Raw genomic sequence first — 23,788 nt, 5'->3', positions numbered from 1 at the left:
AAACGGGGGCGCAGGCCCCCGCTCTCGTCACGGCATCACATCAGTTGAAGCAGTGCTCCGGGCCCGGGAAGGTCCCTTCGCTCACCTGCTTCACATAGAGCCGGATGGCGGCGCGCATGTCGCCGGTCTCGGCCAGGAAGTTCTTGGTGAACTTGGGCACATAGCCGGAGGTGATGCCGAAGGCGTCGTGCATCACCAGGATCTGGCCGTCGGTGGCCGGGCCGGCACCTATGCCGATCACCGGAATGCGCAGCGCCTTGCTGATGCGCTCGGCCAGCGAAGTGGGCACGCACTCGAGCACCAGCAGCTGGATGCCGGCAGCCTGCAGCTCGAGGGCCTGACGGTAGATCTCCTGGGCCTGGAACTCGTCGCGCCCCTGCACCTTGAAGCCGCCAAACACGTGCACGGATTGCGGGGTAAGGCCGAGGTGGCCGCACACCGGCACGCCGTTGCGGGTCAGGTGGCGGATGGAGTCGCACAGCCAGTCGCCCCCTTCCATCTTCACCATGCGGGCACCGGCTGCCATCAGCCGGGCGGCGTTCTGATAGGTCTGCTCTGGGGTGGCATAGCTCATGAACGGCATGTCGCTCACCACCAGGGCATTGGTCGTTCCGCGCACCACGCAACGGGTGTGATAGACCATCTCGTCCATGTTGACCGCCAGGGTGTCCTGGCCACCCTGCAGCACCATGCCCAGCGAATCGCCGATGAGCAGCACGTGAGCGCCCTCGTCGTCGAACAGCTTGGCAAAGGTGGCATCATAGGCGGTGATGGCGGTGATTCGTTGGCCTTCCTGCTTCATCTTCAGCAGGTTGGTGGTGGTGATCTTGCTCATAGAGGCTCCTGTTCGTCTGCACTCGGCGCAATGATGGCAAGACCATTGCGCGGGCAGCGGGCAACCAGTTGTGCGAGCGGCGTGCCGCAGGGCAGCACCAGAGCGGGCGCGATTTCGGCCAGGGGCAGCAGCACGAACTCCCGCTCCTGCATGCCGTAATGGGGAACGATGAGGCGCTCTGTGTTGATCACTTGATCGCCAAACAGCAGCAGATCGAGATCCAGGGTTCTCGGCCCCCACCGCTCATCCTTGCGCACACGTCCTTGTTCCAGCTCGATTTTTTGCAGTTGATCCAGCAGCGCCAGCGGCGCCAGCCGGGTGTTGAGCCGGGCCACGGCATTGACGTAGTCCGGTTGATCAGCAGGGCCCATGGGGCGGCTGCTGTAAAGCGACGAGGCCTGCACCAGCACGGAATCCGGCAGGGTCGCCAGCGCGGCGATGGCGCGGCGAGCCTGGCCGACGGGGTCGGCCAGGTTGGAGCCGATGGCGACGAAGACCTCGGTCATCACGTCAGTTGTCACTCGGCCGCTTTCGGTTTGCGACGACGGGGGCGACGACGGTTGCGGCTGTTGCTGCTGCGTTTCTCGCCATCGTTGCTGCGGGCCGCACCGCTCTGACCACGCTCACCGCTGGCCGGGCGGCGAGTCGCCTCCCGTTGCAATTGCGGGCGCACGTCCGGGTTGGACTCCACGTAGCGTTCCCACCAGCTGGCCAGCTCGCCGAGGCCGCGCTCGACCCGGTTGCGCAGCAGCAGGAAGTCAAACGCAGCACGGAACTTGGGGTGTTCCATGGCGCGCTCGGGGTGGCGGCCCTGACGGCGGGTCAGCCGCTGCTGCAGGGCCCAGATGTCGCGCACATCGGTGGTGAAACGGCGCGGGACGGCGATGATCCGCACCTGGTTGTCCAGCACCTCGTTGATCGCCAGCATGAAGGCGTCATACCAGGGCAGGCCGCTCTCGTTCTCCAGCACCCGGCCGCGGGCCTCGACGCAGCCCCACAGCAGGGTGGCGTAGAGGAAGGCGGGGGTGACGCGCTTCTCTTCACGAACGCGAGTGTCGGTATCGATCAGCGCCTGCTCGATGAACTGCTCGTAGGGCGAGTTGCCGTGCGGAGTGAACAGTGCGGCTACCTGCGGGAACAGCTGCTGGAACAGGCCGTACTCGCGCAGCAGCTTGTAGGTGGCCAGCGCATCGCCGGCCAGGAACAGCTTGAGGGTCTCCTCAAACAGGCGGGCCGCCGGAATATCCTGCAGCAGCGGCGCCAGCTCCTTGATGGGGGCGGCGGTGCGCGGGCTGATGGTCATGTCCAGCTTGGCGGCGAAGCGCACGGCGCGCAGCATCCGCACCGGATCTTCCCGGTAGCGGGTCTCGGGGTCGCCGATGAGTTCCAGCTTGCGTTCGGCCAGGTCTTCCAGCCCGCCCTCGAAATCGTGCAGGGTGAAATCCTTGGCGCTGTAGTAGAGGGCGTTGACGGTAAAGTCGCGACGCTCGGCATCCTCTTCGATGGTGCCGTAGACGTTGTCGCGCAGCAGCATCCCTTCATCGGACTGGGCCGACACATGTTTGCTGGTATTGACCTGATGGTGGTGACCGCGGAAGGTGGCCACTTCGATCACGTCACGACCAAAGACGATGTGGGCCAGCCGGAAACGGCGGCCGATCAGGCGGCAGTTGCTGAACAGTGACTTGATCTGCTCCGGCGTCGCATCGGTGGCGATGTCGAAATCCTTGGGCGTCTTCCCGAGCAGCAGATCCCGTACCCCGCCGCCGACCAGGTAGGCTTCGTAGCCGCCCTTGTTCAGGCGATAGAGCACCTTGAGTGCATTCTCGCTGATCTCTTTGCGCGAAATCGGGTGCTGGTCACGGCTTAAGGTACGACGTTGCCCGGCGACACGGGCCGGAATGGGGGACTCCACCGACTGCTCGCCGTCTTCCTTGCCGAGCACCTTGCGGCAAAAGTTTGCGATCTGGGAAAAAATGGTACACCTCGTTATGACTTCAAATTGACGGGAGGCCAAAAAAATAGCGGCCTATCATAGCTCACGCCTCACCAAATGAAAAACCGTGCTGGCAATTGATCCCGTTTGAATCAGTGTTGCCGCAAAAAATAGCGGTCTATTCAATAGCTCACGCCTAACCAAATTAAAAACCGTGCTGGTAATTGATCCCGTTTGAATCAGGATTGCCGCAAAAAATAGCGGTCTATTCAATAGCTCACGTCTAACCAAATGAAAAACCGTGCTGGCAATTGATCCCGTTTGAAACGGATTATCCCGGTAAAATCACGACCAACCTCAGGCGATTCACGTTCAATCAGACAAACACGGCCGGTTCGGCTCAGCCATCAGCCAGCGGGATCTTCTCGCTGGCGGGCACCTTGGCCAGTTGCCAGTGGCTTATGCCCCAGTCGATGATCTCGTCCACCCGGCTCGCCAGCAGCTCGGGGGGCGGACATTGACCGAGGAAGTGCAGTGCCCGCCACAGGGCCGGGCGCACCTCGTCCTGTGCCAGCGCCGGTGCGTGATTCTGCTTGGAGAGCTTGTTGCCGTCGGCCTGCACCGCCAGCGGCAGGTGCACCCAGGCGGGCACTGGCGCCCCCAGGGTCTGGTAGAGGGCGATCTGGCGCACCGTCGGCTCCAGCAGGTCGGCGCCGCGCACTATCTCGGTGATGCCGCAGTCCATGTCGTCCACCACCACCGCCAGGTTGTAGGCGTAGAGGCCATCGCGCCGGCGCACGATGAAATCCTCCTCGGCCAGCGCCGCCGGCACCGCGATATGACCCTGCAAGCCATCCTCGAAATCGTAGACCGGGTGATGCTGGCGCAGGCGGGCGGCGCACCCCTCTGCGCTCAGTCCGAGGGTGCGGCAGTGGCCGTTGTAAAAGCCGCCGCTCGCCATGATTTCGCGCCGGGTACAGCGGCACCAGTAGAGATCGCCGGCCCGGTAGAGCTGCTCGATGATCTCGTCGTAGCGGGCGTGACGCCGGCTCTGGTACATCACCTCGCCATCCCACCCGAGGCCATGGGCCTCAAGGGTCTTGAGGATAAGGTCGGCGGCTCCAGTCATCTCCCGCGGCGGATCGATATCTTCGATGCGCACCAGCCAGTGCCCCTGTTGTGCCCTGGCCTGCAAAAAGCTGCCGAGCGCCGCAATCAGGGAGCCGAAGTGGAGCGGACCCGAAGGGGAGGGGGCAAAGCGGCCTATATAAGGGAGGGGCGGGGATGACGGGGTGGCATTCACGGACATGGTCATTCGGATAAAAAAGGCATTGAGGCAGCATTCTGGGACGACCCGGCCAAAAGCTCAATAAAAAAGGGAGCCCGCGAGCTCCCTTTTTTGTGTCATGCCAGAGGTCGGTATCAACCGGCCATCTGTTTTTCCTTGATCTCGGCCAGCGTCTTGCAGTCAACGCAGAGGTCGGCGGTCGGACGGGCTTCCAGACGGCGGATGCCAATCTCGATGCCGCAGTGTTCGCAGTAACCGAAGTCGTCGTCTTCGAGCAGCAGCAAGGTCTTCTCGATCTTCTTGATCAGCTTGCGCTCGCGGTCGCGGGTACGCAGTTCCAGCGCGAACTCTTCTTCCTGCGCGGCGCGATCCACTGGATCCGGAAAGTTGGCAGCCTCATCCTTCATGTGGTCAACGGTGCGGTCAACTTCCTGCATCAGTTGGTTGCGCCAGGCTCCCAGGATCTTGCGAAAATGTGCCTTTTGTTGGTCATTCATGTACTCCTCACCCGGTTTTTCCTGGTAAGGCGCCACACCCGCAATGGCCAGGGGGCCCAGAGATTTCCTGTTTTCGCCTGTTGGCATGCCCTGTCTCCTAATTCAGCACGCTACCCGTGCCATCCATAAATTGAGGGCGACATCTATAGCAGAAGGGTAACTTGGAGGCAAACAAGCCGTACCAATAATGTTACCCACTCCAACATTTATTCGCTGCCCTCGGGTAGCAGGTGACAAGATTCAAACGGGATAAAATCTTGTGCCACCATGCTCTGCACCCCAACATGGGGTCGATAGCATAAAATTTCAACCCCTGCCGCAATTGCTTGCTCAATAACCAGACTATAGTGCGGATCTATATGCGCTGCCGGGCGCATTCTCACGATTCCTGAGTGCAAAACCATAAATAACAGCACGGCTCTGTGCCCTGCCGCCTTCATGGCCATTAATTCACGCAAGTGCTTGGCGCCACGGGTGGTTACCGCATCGGGGAAGTAGCCCATGCCGGCTTGTTCCCGCTCGTCGAGCAGGGTCACCGATTTCACCTCGATATAACAGGCAGGCAGGTGGTCATCTTCCAGCAGCAGATCGATGCGACTGTTCTCTTCGCCGTATTTCACCTCGGTGCGCAGCCGGGCATAGCCGCGCAGCGGGGCGAGGGCATCCTGCTCGATCAGTTCCCGGGCCAGCTGGTTGGCGCGGGCCGTGTTGACGCAGATGAAGTGACCGGCCGGGCTCTCGGCGATCTCCCAGCTGTGGGGCAGCTTGCGCTTGGGGTTGCTTGATGTGGAGTACCAGACCCGGGTACCCGGCTCGGCACAGCCGGTCATGGCGCCGGTATTGGCGCAGTGGATGGTGATCACCTCGCCGTTGTCGAGCCGCACGTCGGTCAGGAAGCGCTTGTAGCGGGCGACCAGCTGCCCGGATTGCAGGGGGGGATCGAAGATCATGGTATGGCTCTCTTAATCGATGAGTCTGGGCATGGCAGCCGGTCAGGATGCCATCTTCTCTCTGGCCCGCAGCGGCCAGCAGGCGAGGGGCTCATAGCACACCCCGTCCGGGGTCGAGAGGGATTGATAGAGGCAGAAGCGGTCGGCCCGCAGCACAAAGTCGGGGGCGGGCAGCAGCGCCGGCGGTTCGCTCGCCTTGCGCGACAGGGTGACGTGGGGGCGATAGCCCTGCTCGCCGTTGCCAAGCCCCAGCTTCTCGCCATGGCGACGCAGCGCCCTGGCCAGCACGGTGAGCTCGTTGGGCCACTCTTTCGGGCCAATCCAGGCGGCCTTGGCACGGCCGAACCAGCCGGTTTCATTGAGCGCTATGGTGAGCGGCGGACAGTGCTGGCGTTCGACGGCGGCCATCAGCTGCGCGGTGGTGGTCTCGTCCGCTTCGCCGAGGAAGGCCAGCGTCAGGTGGAGGTTGGCGGCGGGGACCGGCTGGCCCGGCCAGGGCAGTTGATCGCGCCAGGCAACGATATCGGTGGCCAGCGCCTCGGCGGGCAGGGCAAAGAAGAGTTTGGCCATTCGGGTGAGGGTGCCTCTTTCATGCAGACAGGGTGGCCCATTCTATGGCAGCCGTCCGCTCCTGTCTCGCCGGCCGACATCCACTCACGGTGGCCGGGCAGGCTGTGGCAGAATAGGCGCCGTTTTACGGCTTGCAACAAGAAGGTGCTGATCCCTTTGTCTTCCCTCCCCATAGTGTCGGTGCTGCCTGCACTCTTTGCCGCCATCGACAACCATGCCAGCGTGATCCTGCAGGCGCCCCCCGGCGCGGGCAAATCGACCCTGCTGCCGCTGGAACTGGTGCGCCAGAACCGGCTGCCCGGTCGCATCATCATGCTGGAACCCAGACGCCTGGCAGCGCGCAACATAGCGGGCTTTCTGGCGCGCCAGCTCGGGGAGAAGGTGGGCGAGCGCATTGGCCTGCGGGTACGCGGCGAGAGCCGCACCAGTTCAGCTACCCGGCTCGAGATCGTCACCGAGGGGGTGCTGACCCGGATGCTGCAGCAGGATCCCGAACTCACCGGCGTCTCCCTGGTCATCTTCGATGAGTTCCACGAGCGCAGCCTGCACGCCGATACCGCGCTGGCCTTCGCCATCGAAAGCCAGCAAGGGCTGCGCGATGACCTCAAGCTCTTGGTGATGTCTGCCACCCTGGACGGTATGGCGCTGGAGACCTTGCTGCCGGAGGCCCCGGTGGTGCGCTCCGAGGGGCGCGGTTTTCCCATCGACTACCACTACCGCCCCGCCAATCGCCAGCAGTGGCTGGAGCCCCAGGTCGGCGCCGTGGTGCTGGAGGCGCTGGCCGCCCACGCCGGCAGCCTGCTGGTGTTCCTGCCGGGGCAGGGAGAGATCGAGCGGCTGGCGCAGTGGCTGGAAGGACGGCTGCCGGACGAGGTGACCCTCGCCCCCCTCTACGGCCGCCTCGACATGGCGGCCCAGCAGGCGGCCATCGAGCCGGCGCCTGCTGGGCGTCGTAAGCTGGTACTCACCACCAATGTGGCGGAGACCTCCCTCACCATCGAGGGGATCTCGGTGGTGGTCGACAGCGGGTTGGAGCGGCGCGCCTCCTTCGACCTCAAGAGTGGCGTCACCCGGCTGGAGACCCGCCCCATCGCCAAAGCCTCCGCCACCCAGCGGGCGGGGCGCGCCGGTCGTCTCGGCCTCGGCGTCTGCTACCGGCTCTGGAGCAGCGAGGTGCAGGAGCGCCTCGCCGAGCAGAGCCCCCCCGACATCCTCACCCAGGAGCTGACCGGCCTGCTGCTGGACGCTGCCCAGTGGGGGGCCAAGGTCGAAGATCTGCCGCTGCTGGACATGCCGCCGGCCGCCGCCGTGGCCAGCGCCCAGCGGCTGCTGGTGTGCCTCGGCGCCATGAAGCCGGAGGGTGAGCAACAACTTACCCCGGCCGGCCGCGCCATGGCGGCCTTCGGTACCCATCCCCGGCTTGCCCGCATGCTGCTGCGCGCCCGCGAGCTGGAAGCCGAGGGTCTGACAGGGATTGTCGCCGATGCGGCTTTCCTGGTGGCGCTGCTGGAAGAAGATCTGCGAGGATCGGAGCGCCTCTCGGTACTATTCCACCGCCGTCAGGGAGCCCTGCGCCAGAGTGCAGCGCGCTGGTTCGAGCGGCTCGGCGCTCGCCCCACCAGTGCACAGGGGCAATGGCTGGGGCTGCTGTGTGCCCTCGCCTGGCCCGATCGCATCGGCAAGCTGCGCAGCGGCAGCCGTTATCAGCTCAGTGGCGGGGTGAGCTGCGATCTGGTAGAAGGTCACCCCTGTCAGGGGCAGGGGGCGCTCATTGCCATCGAGATGGGCCAGAACGAGCGCGGCAGCCGCATCTTCATCGCCGAGCCGGTGGAGCTGGATGAGCTGGTGCGCCAGCTGCCTGAGCTGGTCGGCGAGCGCCAGTGGTTCGACTGGGACGAGCGCGAGGAGCGGGTGCGGGCCGAACGCCAGCAGGTGCTCGGCGAGCTGGTGCTGAGCCAGCGGCCGCTGACGGATCTCTCCGATGAACAGAAGGGACGCTGCCTGCTGCAGGGGATCCGCCGCAAGGGGCTGCATGTGCTGCCCTGGGATGACGCCAGCGAGGGGCTGCTGGCCCGCTTGCGCTGCGCCGCCGACTGGCTGCCTGACGAGGGTTGGCCCGCCATGGACGACGACAACCTGCTGGCCAATCTGGAGCTGTGGCTGCTGCCGGCGGTGAGCGGCATGACCCGGCTGGAGCAGTTGAAAAAGCTCGACCTTGCCGACATCCTGCGCCAGTCTCTGCCTTGGCCCCTGCCAAGACGGCTGGACGAGGCGCTGCCCGGCCACTTCACCGCGCCGACCGGCAGCCGGGTGCGGATCCGCTATCAGCCTGGTCAGGCGCCGGTGATCCCGGTGCGCATCCAGGAGATGTTCGGTCAGGCCACGACTCCGTGCGTAGCCGACGGCCGGGTGGCACTGGTGGTAGAGCTGCTCTCCCCGGCCCAGCGGCCGCTGCAGATCACCGCCGATCTGGCCGCCTTCTGGGCCGGCTCCTACGAGCTGGTGAAAAAAGAGATGAAGGGACGCTACCCCCGCCACTACTGGCCGGACAACCCGCTGGAAGCGATGCCGACCAGGGTCACCAAGAAGAAGATGGGATTGTAGATTGCTGCTGGGCATGGCGAAGCCCAGCGCCAGCAGACGCCCCTCACCCTGACTCTCTCAGAGAGGAAACCGATCGAGCTGGGTGTTTGCGCCTTTTTCCTTTCCCTTTTCAAAGAGATGGGAGAAGGGTTGGGAATGAGGGGGCAGCCATTTGTCTGGCGAAATGAAACTCAGGATCCCGGTTCGATTGGTCAGGCCCGATCGGACGTTCGCGAATGCGACAACATAAGTAGAAAGAGAAGCAAAGAGGATTTATGGCAACGCAACGACGCAAGCGCACTCCCAAGAAGGTCGCGCCCAAACGCACCATCTGGCGCACGCTGTTCTGGCTGGGCTTCAAGCTCTCCCTGGTGGGAGCGGCCTTCATGGTGGTGTTTGGCATCTACCTGGATACCAAGGTGCGTGAACGCTTCGACGGCGAGAAGTGGCAGTTGCCAGTGATGGTCTACAGCCGGCCGCTGGAGCTCTATCCCAGCCAGCGCCTCTCCCAGACCCAGATGCTGCGCGAGCTCAACATGCTGAGCTACAAGCAGGTGCGCCAGCCCCACTCCCCGGGCGAGTATGCGGTGAGCGGCAATCGCATCGAGCTTGTTCGCCGGCCGTTTGCCTTCCATGACGGGGCCGACGGCGCCCGCGGCCTGCGCCTCACCTTCAACGGTGCGCGGCTGGAGGGGATCCAGTCGCTGGAGAACCAGCATCAGCTCGGTTACGCCCAGATGGACCCTGTGCTGCTCGATCGCCTCAACACCGAGGATCGGGAGGATCGCCTGCTGGTGCGCCTCGCCGAGGTGCCGGACAGCCTGCTGGTGACCTTGCTCACCACCGAGGATCGGGACTTCTACCAGCACGGCGGCGTCTCACCGGTGGCCATCATGCGCGCCATGGCGGCCAACCTGCTGGCGGGGCGCACCGTGCAGGGGGGCAGTACCCTGACCCAGCAGCTGGCCAAGAACTTCTTCCTGACCCGGGAACGCAGCCTGTGGCGCAAGGCGCAGGAAGCCTACATGGCGGTGCTGATCGACTATCGCTACAGCAAGGACGAGATCCTGGAGGCCTACCTCAACGAGGTCTATCTGGGGCAGAACTTCTCCCAGGGGGTCTATGGCTTCGGGCTCGCCTCCTACTTCTACTTCGGCATTCCGGTCAACGAGCTGGACATCGATCAGGTGGCCCTGCTGGTGGGTATGGTGAAGGGCCCCTCCTATTACGATCCCTGGCGCTTCCCGGAGCGGGCCAAGGCGCGCCGTGATCTGGTGCTCAAGCTGCTGATGGATCACGGCAGTCTGCAGCCGGCCGAGTATGAACTGGCCAGCAAGCAGCCGCTCGGCATCATCACCCGCGGCCAGATGAGTTATGGCCGCACCCCGGCCTTCATGGGGCTGCTCAAGCGGGAGATCCAGAGCCGCTTCGGCCCGGATCTGCTCAAGCAGTCCGGCCTCAAGATCTTCACCAGCCTGGATCCCATCGCCCAGCACGCCGCCGAGCAGGCGGTGGAGTCGGGTCTGGCCACCATCGAGAAGCAACGTGGCAAGAAGAAGCTGGAGGCGGCCATGGTGGTCTCCGACTGGCACAAGGGCGAGGTGGTGGCCATGGTGGGTGGCCGGGATCCGCGCTACGCCGGTTTCAACCGGGCGCTGGATGCCCGCCGCCAGATAGGCTCCCTGGTCAAGCCGGCGGTCTACCTGACCGGCCTCTCCAACGGCCTGACTCTGGGCACGCCGCTCAAGGATCAGCCGATCCGCATTCGCGGCAAGGATGGCCAGATCTGGACCCCGCAAAACTACGACCGCAAGTTCCGTCAGAGCGTGCCGCTGATGGATGCGCTGGCCAGCTCCCTCAACGTACCGACCGTCAATCTGGGTCTGCAGGTGGGGCTGGACAAGGTGGTGGACACTCTGCACAAGCTGGGGGTAGAGCAGGAGATCCAGCCCTATCCCTCGTTGGTGCTGGGGGCGGTAGCCCTCTCGCCGATGGAGGTGAACCAGATGTACCTGCCCATCGCCAACCAGGGGCTGACCCAGCCGCTGTCGGCGATCCGGGCTGTGGTCAACAGCGACGGCAGCAAGCTCTATCAGCATGACGAAGCGGCCAAGCGGGTGACCGACGAACAGGCCAGCTGGCTGACCCTGTTCGCCATGACCAAGACGGTGAGCCAGGGCACGGCGCGAGCGCTCGGTGCCAAGTTCCCCGGTGCCACCATGGCGGCCAAGACCGGCACCACCAACGAGCTGCGCGACTCCTGGTTCACCGGCCTCGACAATAACGAGCTGGTCAGCATCTGGGTCGGTCGCGACGACAACACCCCGGCCGGCCTGACCGGCGCCAGCGGTGCCCTGCAGCTGTTCAGCGGCTACATGAGCCAGCGCGGGGTCAACAGCCTGGCCATGAACATGCCGCAGGGGGTGAGCTGGGCCAGCTTCTCCCGTGCCAGCGGCACCCGGGTCACCAGCGACTGCCCGGGCAGTCTGCAGGTACCGGCCAAGCTGGCCGGACTGGCCGAGCCCATGGGCTGCGCCAGCCCGGTGTCCAGCCCGGTCAATGCGCTGGACAACTGGTTCAACGGTTTCTTCAACTGACCGCGGCGGGCAGCCCTGGCTGCCCGTCTGCCCGGAGTGCTCATGAGCCTTCCCCTGTTCGATGCCATCCACCACGTGGCCATCATCGCCAGCGACTATGCGCGCTCGCGCCACTTCTACCACCAGGTGCTGGGGCTGCCCATCATCGCCGAGACCCTGCGGGCCGAGCGCCAGTCGTGGAAGCTGGATCTGGCGCTGCCGGACGGCAGCCAGCTGGAGCTGTTCAGCTTCCCGGCGCCGCCCCCGCGCCCCTCCCGGCCGGAGGCGTGCGGCTTGCGCCACCTGGCCTTTCGGGTCTCGGATCTCGACCGGGTCATCGCCCATCTGCAGGGCCATGGCGTCGAGGTGGAGCCGGTGCGGGTGGACGAGCTGACCGGCCGCCGCTTTACCTTCTTCGCCGACCCCGACGGCCTGCCGCTGGAGCTTTACGAAGCCTAGTGCTGGGGCGCTCGCCGTCATGAACCCATGCCCAAAAACAAGCAGCCGCCCGGTGTACCTGGCGGCTGCTTTTCATGGATGCAATCTCGGGATCAGGCGGTGGTGAGCAGGGTGACCGCGACGGCCATCACCAGCATGCCGACCCAGCCGATGGGCTTGAGCCGCTCGCCAAACAGCAGCAGGCCGCCGAGGGCGGTGCCCAGGATGCCGATGGCACCCCAGGTGGCATAGGCCACGGCCAGATCGATCTGGCCGGTGCTGACCGCTTCCGACAGCAGGGTGAAGGCACACAGCACCAGCAGGATGCCGAGGAATCCCCAGCCTTTGTGACGAAAACCGACCGAACGGTTGATCGCCATGTTGGCGCCGATATCCAGCAAGGCCGCGCCCAGCACTATCATCAGCGGGTGCATACGGCCTCCTCGTTGGCACGGGGTGTGCGAGCGGCCGGTTCATCGTGGCGCTCGCCCATCGTCACCAGAACAATCCCCACTATGGCCAGCGCCAGTCCGATCAACTCCTGAGCATTCAGCTGGTAGTCGAGGAACAGCACGGAGACGACGGTGATCAGCGCGATCCCCAGCCCCTCCCAGAGCGCGAAGGCAATGCCAATGGAGATTGTTTTGGCGGCTTTGGCCAACAACAGGTAGGAGAAGGAGATGAGCAGCCACATGGGCAGGTAGTTGAGCCAGCCGGCTTCGTTCTCCGGGATCATGGCCATGCTGGAGGTGCCGGCGACCTCGGTCAGGATGGCGCCCGTCAGGAAGATGCGGGCCAGGAGCATGCGATTGAATAACATAAAATGTCCTTTTGTTGCTGCGACGGGGGCCATGATAGCCGCCACCCGGCGGGAGGCTGGAATCGCTGAGCGTCGACAATTCAGACGCTGACAGTTTGCCTTGGCAGAAGCGGGCGAGGTAAGGTGAATATCGGATACCCAGCTCTCGACCCGGATCATGAAGCTCTACCAGATACAACTCTTTGTGGAATCAGCCAGTAGCGGCTCCATTGCCAACACGGCGCGCCGGCTTGGCAAGAGTCGCAGTGCGGTCAGTACGGCGATAGCGGCACTGGAGGTGGAGCTTGGCGTCGAACTTTTTGAACGAGGGGCCAACCAGAGTCGGTTGACCGAGATTGGCGAGCAGGTGCTGGACGACTGCAAGCGGCTGCTGCAGGCGGCCAACAGTCTCAAGCTCAAGTGCGAACATTACGCCTCCGGCGCCGAGGTGGCGCTGCGGGTGGCGCGGGATGATGCCATTCCCGAGGCGGTATGGCGGGAGATGCTGGGCCAGCTGCGTCACCGGTTTCCCGGCACCAGCATCTCGCTGGTGCTGGCCTCGCCGCCCGAGCTGCCCGCGCTGGTGGAGGAGGGTTTTGTGGACGCCGCTTTTGGCCTCATCACCGAGGAGCAGGAGCGCAGCGGCCTCAACATCGAGGTGCTCAACCCGATCCGCACCCTGATGGTGGTGGCGCCGAGCCACCCGCTGGCCAGCTTGAAGCGGGTACTGCAGCAGGATCTGACCGGCCACACCCAGGTCACCCTCTCCTACGTGGATGAATTCTCGGTCAAGAGCCTGCTGCCCATCGGCGGCCACCACATCGGGTTGTCGAGTTTCGAGCTGATGCGCGATGCGGTGCTCGACGGCCTCGGCTGGGCCGTGCTGCCGTCGCCGCTGATCCAGAGTCAGCTGCGCCAAGGCTCTCTGATCACCCTCAAGCACAAGTTCAGCCTGCAGTGGCGGGACTACGGCGTCTATCTGTCGGAAAATGCCTATCACGGCAGGGTGCTGGCCTGGCTGCGCAAGGCGATCCAGGCCTATCTCGAACCGTTCGAGTGAGTCATCTGTTCATGGATGGTGGCAGGCGGATCGCGCGGGGCTTGTGATCCATCGCGGCCTGATGGTACATACTGTCTGTACCCTCATGCAGCGCCTGGAGGCGTGAACGATATGAGCAGTGCCCAAGACAAGGACGAGATCTGGCTGGATGACGACATCATCGAGCTGGATGACGATGAGGCCGTGGTGACCAGGATGGCCAATCCCTGGCAGGTGCTGATCGTCGATGACGAACCGGACATTCATCATGCCACCCGGCTGGCACTCTCCAACATTCAGTACAAATCCCGCCCGCTAGCCCTGCTCAACGCCTACAGCGGTGCCGAGGCTGCCCGCATGCTGCAGGCCAACCCGCGCATCGCCCTGATCCTGCTCGACGTGGTGATGGAGACCGAGGACGCCGGCCTGCGGTTGGTGCACCAGATCCGCAACGAGATGAAGAACGGCCTGGTCCGCATCGTGCTGCGCACCGGCCAGCCCGGGCAGGCCCCCGAGCAGCGGGTGATCCTCGACTACGACATCAACGACTACAAGACCAAGACCGAGCTGACGGTGCAGAAGCTCTACACCACCGTCATCGCCTCCCTGCGCTCCTACGAGACTCTCTGCGCCATCGACAAGAGCCGGCAGGGGCTCGGCAAGATACTGGAGGGGGCGGGGGATCTCTATCACCTGCATTCGCTGCGGGAGTTTGCCTCCGGCGTGCTCAAGCAGATCAGCGCCATTCTCGATGTGGGCACCGAGGGGGCCATCTGCGCCGAGCGCCGACCCGGCTCGCAGGAGCTGGAGATCCTGGCCGCTACCGGCGACTATGAATCCCTGCTGAGTGACGTGCCGCTCACTACCTTCCCGGCTCTGCATGACTCTGTGATGAGTGCGCTGGCCAATCGCTGCAACCGCTTCGAGCATCCCCAGGATGCGCTCTACATCGCCGCCCAGAACGGGCGCGAGTTCGTGCTCAACTTCACCCCTACCCAGCCGCTCGACCCGCTCGAGTGCGATCTGTTGGATGTGTTCTGTCAGCGCATCTCGGCGGCATACGACAACCTCTATCTCTACAACCAGCTGTTGCGCGCCCAGGAGGCCACCGTGGTGGCGCTGGCGGCGCTGGCGGAGTTTCGCGATTCGGATACCGGTGATCACGTGCTGCGGGTGCAGAAACTCTCCGATGCCATCGTGGCGGAGCTGCAACAGGCGGGTGCCTATCCCGACGAGCTGACACCCGGCTTCGTCGACATGATCGGCATGGCCAGCATACTGCACGATGTGGGCAAGGTGGGCACGCCGGACCACATCCTGCACAAGCCTGGGCGGTTCGAGCCGGACGAGCGGGCCATCATGGAGCAGCATGCGGACATCGGTGCCAGCATATTGCACAAGGCGGGAGAGATGGTGGAGGGGACCAGTTATCTGTCGCTGGGGGCCGAGATCGCCCGCGGCCATCATGAGCACTTCGATGGCAAGGGTTATCCGGAGCAGCTGGCCGGCGAGCAGATCCCGCTGTCGGCCCGCATCGTGGCGGTGGTCGACGTGTTCGACGCCCTGCTCAGCAAACGCCCCTACAAGGAGCCCTGGTCGCTGGCCCAGACCATGGAGTACATCATGTCGCGCTCAGGCAGTCAGTTCGATCCCGAGGTGGTGAAGGCGCTCAACCGGCTGGTCAGCGAATCGCGCTTGCCCTACGAGCTGTAGGGGTGAGCAAGAGACAACAAGGGGGCCCGCGGCCCCCTTGTTGTTGGCGGGGACTGGCTGAGGGATCAGCGCTGGCCGTAGCGTACCCTGGGCTGGCGCTGGCGAAACGGCAGCAGCAGAAGGCCGAGCAGCAGATCGCCGACAAGGGCCGCGAGCAAGCCCGCCGCCATGCCGCAGACGATGGCGGCCTGCTTGAGCGGTACCACGTAGCTGTAGTTTTGCAGGGTATCCTGCCAGAGCTGGGGCTCGGCACGCAGCAGCAGGTGGGCGAGCTGCCGGTACCAGGGGGCGTCCTTGTAGACGCTCTCCTGCTGCAGGGTCTGACGCTGGCTGACCAGCAGTTGCAGGCTGGCCGCATCCTTGGCGAAGACCGGATCCGGGTTGGTGCGGTAGTGGTTGACCAGGGCCGTCAGATCGCCGTCGAAGTGCTGGTCTGCCGTCTCCTGAAAGGGGGCAAGGCTGAGGCTGGCCTGTTGCAGCCGGGCATCCAGCCGCTGGTAGTAGAGGTCGATCAGACCCGGGATCTGCACGCCGGCCAGCAGGCCAAGGGCAAACAGCATCATCCTGAGGTAGCTGCGCATATTGCTGTTCATCTCGCGAAAGGGAAGAGCTCCATACTAGCCGCAAGGTCAGGGACGGCCAAGCCCGCCATCTGGATCGGAACATTTCAGAAAGGGCTTAAACGGAACCCCATCTGCCGCTCTGTTTTCCCCATGAACTTTGCTTCCCCCCCTCATTTGTGTGATTCACGTCACGCTTCTTATGTTCTAAAATACGGCCCCATTTTTCGGGGAGGAGAGTCCGTATGCGCAAATTTATACCCTGTTATCTGTTGGGTGGTCTCATCGCCGTCAGCTGGGCCGCTCTGCCTGAGCACGGCCCCTGGGATCGGTGGGATCTCGTTGTCTTCCATCTGGTCAATGGCTGGCTGGGTCAGGCCCAATGGTGGGCCGATCTGGTGGCGGTGACCAACAACCGGTTGTTCGATCTGGCGGTGCTCTCCTGCATGGGGCTTATCCTCTCCCGCTGCTTCTGGCGTGCGGACGAGCAGGGGCGTCGCCGGTTGGTGGCCATGGGGTGTGTCATGTTGCTGGGGGCCCTGGTGATCAACCAGTTTGGTCATCTGCTGCCGGTCAGCCGGCCCAGCCCGACCCTGATGGTGGCGGATGCACTGCGGGTCACCCAGCTCAGCGGGATCCCGACCAAGGATTCGTCCAGCGACAGCTTCCCCGGCGATCACGCCCTGTTCCTGATGATCTTCGCCGGTTTTGCCCTGCGCTATCTGCCGCGCTGGGCCGGGGTGACGGCGCTGCTGATGGTGCCGCTGTTCTCGGCGCCCCGCATCCTCTCCGGCGCCCACTGGCTGACGGATGTCTATGTCGGCGCCCTCTCCTTGACCCTGCTCTGCCTGCCGCTGCTGCTGTCGACCGGGCTGTCGGATGCGCTGGTCGGCTGGATCGCCCAGCGGCTGCCACGCCTGCCGGGCTGGCAGTGGCTGGCGGGTAAAACACCGGCGAGTTAGCAATAAAAAAAGAAGGTCGGTGCATACCGGCCTTCTTTTTGTCTACTTCCCGCCGGTGACTGTGGTCGTCGCGAAATGACCATGACTACCACCGACGGCCCCAGGCCTGCTGGCCCTCATAGAGAAGTATTAGCAGATTCGTTCGGGCGTGCCTAACAAGAGTTTCTCCAAGGAATCGTTTGCATGGGCTGAATGCTTGATCAGGGCCAAGATTTTTTATTTTTGCTGCCTTAGAATCGCCGCCCGTTGCTGGAGAACTCTGTATGTTAATTAATCTTTTGCGCCTGATATTCATCATCTGTGCGCTGGCGTTCATCTTCATGCTGGTATGGGCCTGGTGGCACAAGCGGCAACAGGGTGCGCTGGAGTCGACCCCCTTCTGGCCGGTGGCGGCCATCGGTTTTGTCGCCAATTTTCTCGATACCCTGGGGGTTGGCAGCTTCGCGGTGAAGACCGCCTGCTACAAGCAGTTCAAGCTGATCGACGATCGGCTGCTGCCGGGCACCCTCAACGGCCAGTGCGTGTTGCCGACGGTCACCCAGTCGCTGATCTTCATCGGCGCCGTGCAGGTGGATCCGCTCACCCTCATTGGCATGATGGTGGCCGCCGCTGCCGGTGCGGCCTGGGGGGCGCGCCACGTCGCCTCGTTCGATCGCCAGACCATCCGGCTGGTGATGGCGGTCTCCCTGCTGGTGGTGGCTGGCCTCATCTTCGCGGGCCTGCTGGGGCTGTTCCCCCTCGGTGGCGATGCCATGGGGCTGACCGGTTACAAGCTCGGGATCGCGCTCGCCGGCAACTTCCTCTTCGGTGTGCTGATGAACGTGGGCATCGGCCTGTTCGCCCCCTGCATGACCCTGGTCTATCTGCTCGGCATGAATCCGCTGGCGGCATTTCCCATCATGATGGGCTCCACCGCCGTGCTCAGCGTCTTCTCGGCGGGCACCTTCATCCGCAAGGGTGCCTTCGACGCCAAGGCTGTGCTGGCGGTGGCCATCTTCGGCCCGGTCGGCGTGGTGCTGGCGGCCATGCTGGTCAAATCCATGGACATGGCGATGCTCAAATGGCTGGTGGCCTTCATCGTCATCTATACCTCCTGGACCATGTACGCCTCCTGGCGGGCGGCGCGGCGGGCGCCACAACCCCGGCTGGCAGGCGTCACTGGTTAGCCAGTGCGGCGTGAGTCGGTGCTGGCCGTGGAGTATTGATGTGATTGCAGGCCTTTAGCGTTATCTATACCTCCTGGACCAGGTACGTTTCTTGGCGGGCGGCGCGGCGGGCGCCACAACCCCGGCTGGCAGGCGTCACTGGTTAGCCAGTACGGCGCGTGCCGGTGCTGGCCGTGGAGTATTGATGTGATTGCAGGCCTTTAGCGTTATCTATACCTCCTGGACCATGCCCGCTTCTTGGCGGGCGGCGCGACGGGCGCCACAACCCCGGCTGGCAGAGGTCGCAGGCTGGCCTGCACCAACGCCGCCTCGGCCCTGGCCCCGAGAAACACATAGAGCCCGAGGGCCAGTAGCAGCCCCACGGCGCACCCCATCACCCCCACCGCCGGCCAGAGCAGTTCGCTCTGGCCTAATGATCCCTTGAACAGCAACAAGAGCCCCTCGATGGAGACCGCGATCAGAATGGCGGCGATGAAACGGGTAATGGTGCGGCGAATGGCGCTGTGGCGAAAGATGTCCTTATGCAGCAGCACCTCCTCTTCCAGAATGGTCTTGCCCAGATCGAATACCGCCAGCGCCAGGGTCAGGAAGATGATGGCACTGAAGGCCCCCAGCCGGTTCTGCTGCGCCCCGCACAGCAGCAGATAGAGCTGCTCCAGCCCGTGCCAGATGAGCGTCGCGACGATCAGAAACAGCGCCAGACTCAGCACCACATAAACCCCCTTGAACCAGGGCATGGCCCAGCGCCGCTCCCTGTCCCCCATCAGCCAGGCGATGAGCTGGTTCAGGCAGAGGGTCAGTTCACGGCCATGACCTCTCACTATCAGATGCAAACGGGCTTGCGGCGCAGGCACTGGCGGCAGGATCCCGAGCGGTTCCCGGCTGGGCGCCTGATGCAGGATAAAGGGGTAATCCTTGAGTGAATCGGGTGGCGCTGTCAGCAGCCCCAGCAGCAGGGGGGCCAGTTCGGCTTCGTACTCCTGATAGCGTCGCAGCACATCGATGGGGCTCATTTCCGCCATACCTACCTGCTCACAAAGGGTGGGTCTTGCTGACGGCTGCAAATTGTGGGCCTGCTTTATGACAACGACTGTGGTGGGGGTTGCACCGTTTGGTGACAAATCACGGTTGCCGACGGGCAGATTGCACCGGCAGCGGGCATGGCGAGGGGAGAATGAAAAAGGGCCCGTGAAGGGCCCTTGTGCGACAGATGGCGACTACTTAGCCGGCCAGCTTGGCGAAGCTGCGCTCGGCGGCGGCCAGGGTGTGTTCGATCTCCTTGTCGCCGTGGGCCAGCGACAGGAAACCCGCCTCGTAGGCGCTCGGCGCCAGATAGACGCCCTCTTCCAGCATCAGATGGTAGAAGCGCTTGAAGCGCTCCATGTCGCAGCGGGTCACCTGCTCATAGCGGGTGATCTCTGGCTCTTCGGTAAAGAAGAAGCCGAACATGCCGCCCACGTAGTTGATGGCGAGCGGGATGCCGTGTTTGGCGGCGGCGGCTTTGAGCCCTTCGGCAACCCGGGCGGTCTTGTCGCTCAGCTGCTCATAGAGGCCCGGCTCCAGCAGCAGATCCAGCATGGTGAGGCCGGCGGCCATGGCCACCGGGTTGCCGGAGAGAGTGCCTGCCTGATAGACCGGGCCGGTCGGAGCGATGTGCTGCATCACCTTCTTCTTGCCGCCGAAGGCGCCGACCGGCATGCCGGCACCGATGATCTTGCCGAGGGTGGTGAGATCCGGGTCGATGTTGTAGTGGCCTTGGGCGCCGCGCAGGGAGACGCGAAAACCCGTCATCACCTCATCCAGGATCAGCAGGGCGCCAAACTCGTCACAGATGGCGCGCAGCCCTTCCAGAAAACCAGGTACCGGCGGGATGCAGTTCATGTTGCCGGCCACCGGCTCGACGATGATGCAGGCGATCTCGCTGCCGTACTGGCTGAAGGCCTCGCGTACCGAGTCCAGATCGTTATAGACACAGGTGAGAGTGTGCTTGGCAAAGTCGGCAGGCACGCCCGGGCTGTTGGGCTGACCCAGGGTGAGGGCGCCGGAGCCGGCCTTGACCAGCAGGGAGTCGGCGTGGCCGTGGTAGCAGCCTTCGAACTTGACGATCTTGTCGCGGCCGGTGTAGCCGCGGGCCAGGCGAATGGCGCTCATGGTGGCCTCGGTGCCGGAGTTGACCATCCGCACCTGCTCCATGGAGGGGACGATCTGGCGTACCTTCTCGGCCATCAGCACTTCGATCTCGGTGGGGGCGCCGTAGCTCAGCCCTTTCTCGACGGCCTTGATGACGGCGGCCTTGATGGCCGGGTGGTTGTGACCCAGCAGCATGGGGCCCCAGGAACCGATGTAATCCACGTAGGCCTGGCCGTCCACGTCATAGAGGTAGGCGCCATCGGCGTGATCGATGAAGCGGGGTGTGCCGCCGACCCCATTGAAGGCGCGGACCGGTGAGTTGACGCCGCCCGGAATGGTCTGGCGGGCCTGTTCAAACAGCTGATCTGATTTTGACATGGATCATCCTTAATGGGATTTTGGTCGTCACACAGGTGCAGGTGGCCGATTGCGGCTCGGCAGTCGGGGGGAGCTGGAGTATGCTTGCGCTCTTGACTCCCTGGCCAAGGACTGCCCCGTGTTAAATGAAACGGGCCGACTATAGCAGAAAGGCCCGGTGCTGGGCAGCCGGGCAGCAGGCTGGATGTCGTCACCTCCGTCAGCAAACGAATGTGGTTTTTTTCATGTCGCAACAAGCTTTATCCTCTGCCGAACCGCTCTCGCCTCCCCGTGGCCCCGTCCTGCGGCGGATCATTCATCAAGACAAGATGCCTCTACTGGTGCTGCTGTTGGCGGCACTGGTCGGAACCCTGGCCGGGCTGGTCTGTGGACTGTTCGAGTCCGGCGTCCACTGGCTGGCGCAGCAGCGTGTCGATCTGCTGGCCGATCGCCCCTGGTGGCAGCTCGGTCTGCTCGGCTTCGGTTTCAGCGCCCTACTGGGGATGATCGGCTATTTCCTGACCCATACTTTTGCGCCGGAGGCGGGGGGCTCCGGCATTCCCGAGATCGAGGGGGCCATGGACGAACTGCGGCCGGTGCGCTGGTGGCGGGTGTTGCCGGTCAAGTTCTTCGGCGGTATCTGCACCCTGAGCTCCGGCATGGTGCTGGGGCGGGAGGGGCCCTCGGTGCAGATCGGCGGCAACCTCGGCAAGATGGTGGCGGATATCTTCCGGCTGCCGAAGGAGCACGGCCATGCCCTGTTGGCGGCCGGTGCGGCCGGCGGTCTGGCCGCCGCCTTCAATGCGCCGCTGGCGGGGATCCTGTTCGTGATGGAGGAGATGCGACCGCAGTTTCGCTACTCCTTTCTGGCCATCAAGGCGGTGGGCATCTCCGCCATCATGGCGACCTTGATGCTGCAGAACATGAAGGGGCAGGGGGCCGTGATCAGCTTGCCTCACTACGATGCACCGGCTCTCAAGGCGCTCTGGCTGTTCCTCTTCATGGGGGCCGCTTTCGGCGTGCTGGGGTTCGTCTTCAACAAGCTGGTGCTGGCCTGCCAGGATGGTTATCTGGCACTGCATCAAAACAAGCGCCATCGCTTCGTGGCCATCGGCATGCTGGTGGCGGGCACCTTCGGCGTGCTGTCGCTGTTCGCCCCGGCGGTGACCGGTGGCGGCACCGAGCTTATCCCTCACCTGATGGGCGGGGAGTATGCGATGGCCACCCTGTTCCTCATCTTCTCCATCCGGCTGGTCGCCACTCTGGTCTGTTTCTGCTCCGGCGCGCCGGGTGGGGTATTCGCGCCGACCCTGGCGCTGGGCACCCTGTTCGGGGTGGTGTTTGGTCACCTGTTCCACTCGGCCTTCCCCGAACTTGGCATCGAACCGGGCGCCTTTGCCATCGCCGGTATGGGGGCGCTGTTTGCTGCCACCGTGCGTGCGCCCATCACCGGCATAGTGCTGGTGACCGAGATGACCGACAACTATCAGCTGATCCTGCCCATGATGATCACCACGGTCGGTGCGACCCTGGTGGCTCAGTGGTTGGGGGGCCGCCCCATCTATTCCCAGATCCTGGAGCGAACTTTACGGCTCGCGGCGCGTCAAAAGCGGGGAGAAAGCGGCGCCAGTGCCGGTTAACTCTTTGTCTGCCGGCCTGAATCTGCTTGTGTCGCGTATAGTGAAGGGAGCGTGGCCGCAGTATGCGCAGTAACAAAAGAGGCCTTATGTCCCAGATAATGAAGTGGTTGGCAGTGCTGATGGTGGGGGCGCTCATCGGCTATTTCGTCGGTAATCGCCAGGAGCTGGCCCAGAGCAGCCTGCTGACGGTTCAGCAGGAGACGCTGGAACGCCAGGCCAAGGCCATTGGCCAGCTCAAGAGCGAGCTCGGCATCAAGGAGACCCTGCTGGCTACCCAGAAGGCAGCATTCGAGCAGTTGCAACAGGCGCTCAAGGATCAGGAAGCCCAGGTGCAGGAGCAGAAGCGCCAGCTGGCTTTCTTCGAGCGGATCATGCGTCCCACCGGCGAGCAGGTGGGGGTGGTGATCGACAACCTCACCCTGCAGGAGACCAGTATCCCTGGCCGTTATCACTATCGGCTGGCGCTGACCCAGCCCGCCAAGAAGCGCGAGCTGTTCCGCGGTCAGGTACAGATAAAGGTGGAAGGAAGCCAGGGTGACAAGCCCAGAACCCTCGGCAGCCGTGAGCTGGGAATGAAGGTAGGAGAGGGGCGCTATGCACTGCGTTACTTCCAGCTGCTGGAAGGCAACTGGCAGTTGCCGGAAGGCTTTGTACCGGACCGGGTACGGATCACCATCAGCAAGGATGGCCGGCAACCGGCCCAGGAGCTGCTGGCCGAATGGGGCGAGGTGATCAAGCCGCTGGTGGTCGCTCCACCGGCACCGGTGCCGGCCGCACAGTAAGAAGCTTGGTGAATACTTGAACTGAATGGTCGGGTATTGGATAATTTCGCGGTTTCCATGTTTGTGGATTTAACGGTTGTGAGGTCAGTAATGAGTGCAGTAGCAGAAGCCCCGTTGCCCATCCAGATGACGGATGCGGCAGCCAACAAGGTGAAGACCCTGATCACCGAAGAAGAAAATCCCGAGCTCAAGCTGCGGGTGTACATCACGGGCGGTGGCTGCTCCGGTTTCCAGTATGGTTTCACCTTCGATGAGAAGATCAACGAAGGGGATACCGTGGTCGAGAAGAGCGGGGTCACCATGGTGATCGATCCCATGAGCCTGCAGTATCTGGTTGGCGGCAGTGTGGATTACACCGAAGGTCTGGAAGGCTCCCGCTTCACCGTGACCAACCCCAATGCAACTACCACCTGTGGCTGTGGTTCCAGCTTCTCTATCTGAGATATAGAGATACCCGTGATATCGAAGGGCCCCAAGGGGCCCTTTTCGTTTCTGCATCTGTGCCGTCTTGGCATGTCTGTAGTGGGATGGCCATACCAGGCGGTAACGCTAAATAGCCGGAGTGGGCCTCTTTTGGGTTATTGCTGGAGTGCTTTTTATCCTGATTGGTGGTTAGTTAAACACTTGAACGTCTTTTTCAAAAAAACACGGAGTTTTCGCTTGTCAGCGAGAATCATATCCCTATAATGCGCCTCCATCAGCACGGCGCAGTGCGCGTCTGGTCAGCCTTGCAAAGCAAGCTGGTTAGGGTTATAGTTTCAGACCCTGCTCTTTAACAATTTGAATCAAGCAATCTGTGTGGGCACTCACAGCATCGAGCATCAAAAACAATTTTTGATTTTCAATGTCTGATGAAGTGACCAAAGCAACGAAAGTTGCAGCAGTTAATTCAGCAATTCATTGAGCCGCTTTTCGAAGCAACCAAACTTAAATTGAAGAGTTTGATCATGGCTCAGATTGAACGCTG

The 23,788-nt window shown here is 63.3% G+C and carries 22 protein-coding genes and 1 pseudogene; 11 read left to right on the top strand and 12 right to left on the bottom strand.

Annotation, left to right across the window (positions count from 1 at the left end; genetic code table 11):
• Window positions 1-40 precede the first annotated feature (40 nt).
• From panB to thpR, 7 genes are all read right to left on the bottom strand, one after another.
• Window positions 41-835 carry a 3-methyl-2-oxobutanoate hydroxymethyltransferase gene (panB, locus tag AB5Y94_RS06040; RefSeq protein ID WP_005304470.1) on the bottom strand — a complete coding sequence of 265 codons (795 nt, stop codon included), beginning with the start codon at window positions 833-835 and terminating at the stop codon, window positions 41-43.
• Window positions 832-1,341, bottom strand: coding sequence for a 2-amino-4-hydroxy-6-hydroxymethyldihydropteridine diphosphokinase (gene folK, locus AB5Y94_RS06035; RefSeq protein ID WP_368205220.1), 510 nt, complete (start codon window positions 1,339-1,341; stop codon window positions 832-834). The genes panB and folK overlap by 4 nt, the downstream gene beginning before the upstream one ends.
• A gap of 11 nt (window positions 1,342-1,352) precedes the next feature.
• Complete coding sequence (gene pcnB / locus AB5Y94_RS06030; RefSeq protein ID WP_099359928.1) at window positions 1,353-2,852, bottom strand: polynucleotide adenylyltransferase PcnB; 1,500 nt, start codon at window positions 2,850-2,852, stop codon at window positions 1,353-1,355.
• 319 nt (window positions 2,853-3,171) lie between these two features.
• On the bottom strand, window positions 3,172-4,080 hold the full coding sequence (gene gluQRS, locus AB5Y94_RS06025; protein ID WP_368205219.1) for a tRNA glutamyl-Q(34) synthetase GluQRS: 909 nt from the start codon (window positions 4,078-4,080) through the stop codon (window positions 3,172-3,174).
• Between the two features lie 113 nt (window positions 4,081-4,193).
• Window positions 4,194-4,643 carry an RNA polymerase-binding protein DksA gene (gene dksA, locus AB5Y94_RS06020; RefSeq protein WP_005304459.1) on the bottom strand — a complete coding sequence of 150 codons (450 nt, stop codon included), beginning with the start codon at window positions 4,641-4,643 and terminating at the stop codon, window positions 4,194-4,196.
• A 119-nt stretch (window positions 4,644-4,762) separates the two neighbouring features.
• Complete coding sequence (gene sfsA, locus AB5Y94_RS06015; protein ID WP_368205179.1) at window positions 4,763-5,506, bottom strand: DNA/RNA nuclease SfsA; 744 nt, start codon at window positions 5,504-5,506, stop codon at window positions 4,763-4,765.
• A gap of 42 nt (window positions 5,507-5,548) precedes the next feature.
• On the bottom strand, window positions 5,549-6,076 hold the full coding sequence (thpR, locus tag AB5Y94_RS06010) for an RNA 2',3'-cyclic phosphodiesterase (RefSeq protein ID WP_368205178.1): 528 nt from the start codon (window positions 6,074-6,076) through the stop codon (window positions 5,549-5,551).
• Window positions 6,077-6,232: 156 nt separating this feature from the next.
• Between thpR and hrpB the strand changes: the two genes are divergently transcribed.
• The 3 genes from hrpB (at window position 6,233) to AB5Y94_RS05995 (ending at window position 11,694) form a co-directional block, all read left to right on the top strand.
• Complete coding sequence (gene hrpB, locus AB5Y94_RS06005) at window positions 6,233-8,680, top strand: ATP-dependent helicase HrpB (protein ID WP_368205177.1); 2,448 nt, start codon at window positions 6,233-6,235, stop codon at window positions 8,678-8,680.
• Window positions 8,681-8,934: 254 nt separating this feature from the next.
• Window positions 8,935-11,256, top strand: coding sequence for a penicillin-binding protein 1B (gene mrcB / locus AB5Y94_RS06000; RefSeq protein ID WP_368205176.1), 2,322 nt, complete (start codon window positions 8,935-8,937; stop codon window positions 11,254-11,256).
• Between the two features lie 42 nt (window positions 11,257-11,298).
• A complete protein-coding gene (locus AB5Y94_RS05995; protein ID WP_017785098.1) occupies window positions 11,299-11,694 on the top strand; it encodes a VOC family protein in 396 nt (131 codons plus the stop codon).
• Between the two features lie 92 nt (window positions 11,695-11,786).
• On the opposite strand, the gene AB5Y94_RS05990 is transcribed toward AB5Y94_RS05995, so the two are convergent.
• Window positions 11,787-12,107 (bottom strand): SMR family transporter, encoded by a 321-nt coding sequence (locus tag AB5Y94_RS05990; protein WP_017766311.1) that lies wholly within the window; start codon window positions 12,105-12,107, stop codon window positions 11,787-11,789.
• Complete coding sequence (locus tag AB5Y94_RS05985) at window positions 12,095-12,493, bottom strand: SMR family transporter (protein ID WP_005304437.1); 399 nt, start codon at window positions 12,491-12,493, stop codon at window positions 12,095-12,097. Before AB5Y94_RS05985 ends, AB5Y94_RS05990 begins: the two co-directional genes overlap by 13 nt.
• 157 nt (window positions 12,494-12,650) lie before the next feature.
• On the opposite strand from AB5Y94_RS05985, the gene AB5Y94_RS05980 reads away from it, so the two are divergent.
• Together AB5Y94_RS05980 and AB5Y94_RS05975 are read left to right on the top strand one after the other, a co-directional pair.
• Window positions 12,651-13,532, top strand: coding sequence for a LysR family transcriptional regulator (locus tag AB5Y94_RS05980; RefSeq protein WP_201971335.1), 882 nt, complete (start codon window positions 12,651-12,653; stop codon window positions 13,530-13,532).
• Between the two features lie 111 nt (window positions 13,533-13,643).
• On the top strand, window positions 13,644-15,224 hold the full coding sequence (locus AB5Y94_RS05975; RefSeq protein WP_017766313.1) for a response regulator: 1,581 nt from the start codon (window positions 13,644-13,646) through the stop codon (window positions 15,222-15,224).
• 65 nt (window positions 15,225-15,289) lie between these two features.
• Here the strand turns inward: AB5Y94_RS05975 and AB5Y94_RS05970 are convergent, their stop codons facing one another.
• Window positions 15,290-15,817: a DUF2937 family protein gene (locus tag AB5Y94_RS05970; protein WP_024942507.1), complete on the bottom strand. Its 528-nt coding sequence runs from the start codon at window positions 15,815-15,817 to the stop codon at window positions 15,290-15,292.
• Between the two features lie 212 nt (window positions 15,818-16,029).
• On the opposite strand from AB5Y94_RS05970, the gene AB5Y94_RS05965 reads away from it, so the two are divergent.
• From AB5Y94_RS05965 to AB5Y94_RS05955, 3 genes and pseudogenes are all read left to right on the top strand, one after another.
• Window positions 16,030-16,746, top strand: coding sequence for a phosphatase PAP2 family protein (locus AB5Y94_RS05965; RefSeq protein ID WP_368205175.1), 717 nt, complete (start codon window positions 16,030-16,032; stop codon window positions 16,744-16,746).
• A gap of 263 nt (window positions 16,747-17,009) precedes the next feature.
• Complete coding sequence (locus AB5Y94_RS05960; protein ID WP_368205174.1) at window positions 17,010-17,912, top strand: sulfite exporter TauE/SafE family protein; 903 nt, start codon at window positions 17,010-17,012, stop codon at window positions 17,910-17,912.
• Window positions 17,913-17,944: 32 nt separating this feature from the next.
• Window positions 17,945-18,058, top strand: a pseudogene (locus AB5Y94_RS05955) (permease); the annotation flags it as partial.
• A gap of 60 nt (window positions 18,059-18,118) precedes the next feature.
• Here the strand turns inward: AB5Y94_RS05955 and AB5Y94_RS05950 are convergent.
• Both AB5Y94_RS05950 and hemL read right to left on the bottom strand, forming a co-directional pair.
• Window positions 18,119-18,934, bottom strand: a complete 816-nt coding sequence (locus tag AB5Y94_RS05950; protein WP_368205173.1) for a hypothetical protein — start codon at window positions 18,932-18,934, stop codon at window positions 18,119-18,121.
• A gap of 199 nt (window positions 18,935-19,133) precedes the next feature.
• A complete protein-coding gene (gene hemL, locus AB5Y94_RS05945) occupies window positions 19,134-20,420 on the bottom strand; it encodes a glutamate-1-semialdehyde 2,1-aminomutase (protein WP_211049082.1) in 1,287 nt (428 codons plus the stop codon).
• A 224-nt stretch (window positions 20,421-20,644) separates the two neighbouring features.
• Between hemL and clcA the strand changes: the two genes are divergently transcribed.
• The 3 genes from clcA to erpA all read left to right on the top strand — a co-directional run bounded on the left by clcA (window position 20,645) and on the right by erpA (window position 23,262).
• Window positions 20,645-22,039 carry a H(+)/Cl(-) exchange transporter ClcA gene (clcA, locus tag AB5Y94_RS05940; RefSeq protein ID WP_368205172.1) on the top strand — a complete coding sequence of 465 codons (1,395 nt, stop codon included), beginning with the start codon at window positions 20,645-20,647 and terminating at the stop codon, window positions 22,037-22,039.
• 86 nt (window positions 22,040-22,125) lie between these two features.
• Complete coding sequence (locus AB5Y94_RS05935; protein WP_242762363.1) at window positions 22,126-22,821, top strand: DUF6776 family protein; 696 nt, start codon at window positions 22,126-22,128, stop codon at window positions 22,819-22,821.
• A gap of 90 nt (window positions 22,822-22,911) precedes the next feature.
• Window positions 22,912-23,262 carry an iron-sulfur cluster insertion protein ErpA gene (gene erpA, locus AB5Y94_RS05930; RefSeq protein WP_005304404.1) on the top strand — a complete coding sequence of 117 codons (351 nt, stop codon included), beginning with the start codon at window positions 22,912-22,914 and terminating at the stop codon, window positions 23,260-23,262.
• Window positions 23,263-23,788 lie beyond the last annotated feature (526 nt).

The sequence above is a fragment of the Aeromonas sp. s5 genome (assembly GCF_040907865.1).
Classification (GTDB): Bacteria; Pseudomonadota; Gammaproteobacteria; order Enterobacterales; family Aeromonadaceae; genus Aeromonas; species Aeromonas dhakensis.
This window is presented reverse-complemented; position numbering and strand designations above follow the sequence as displayed.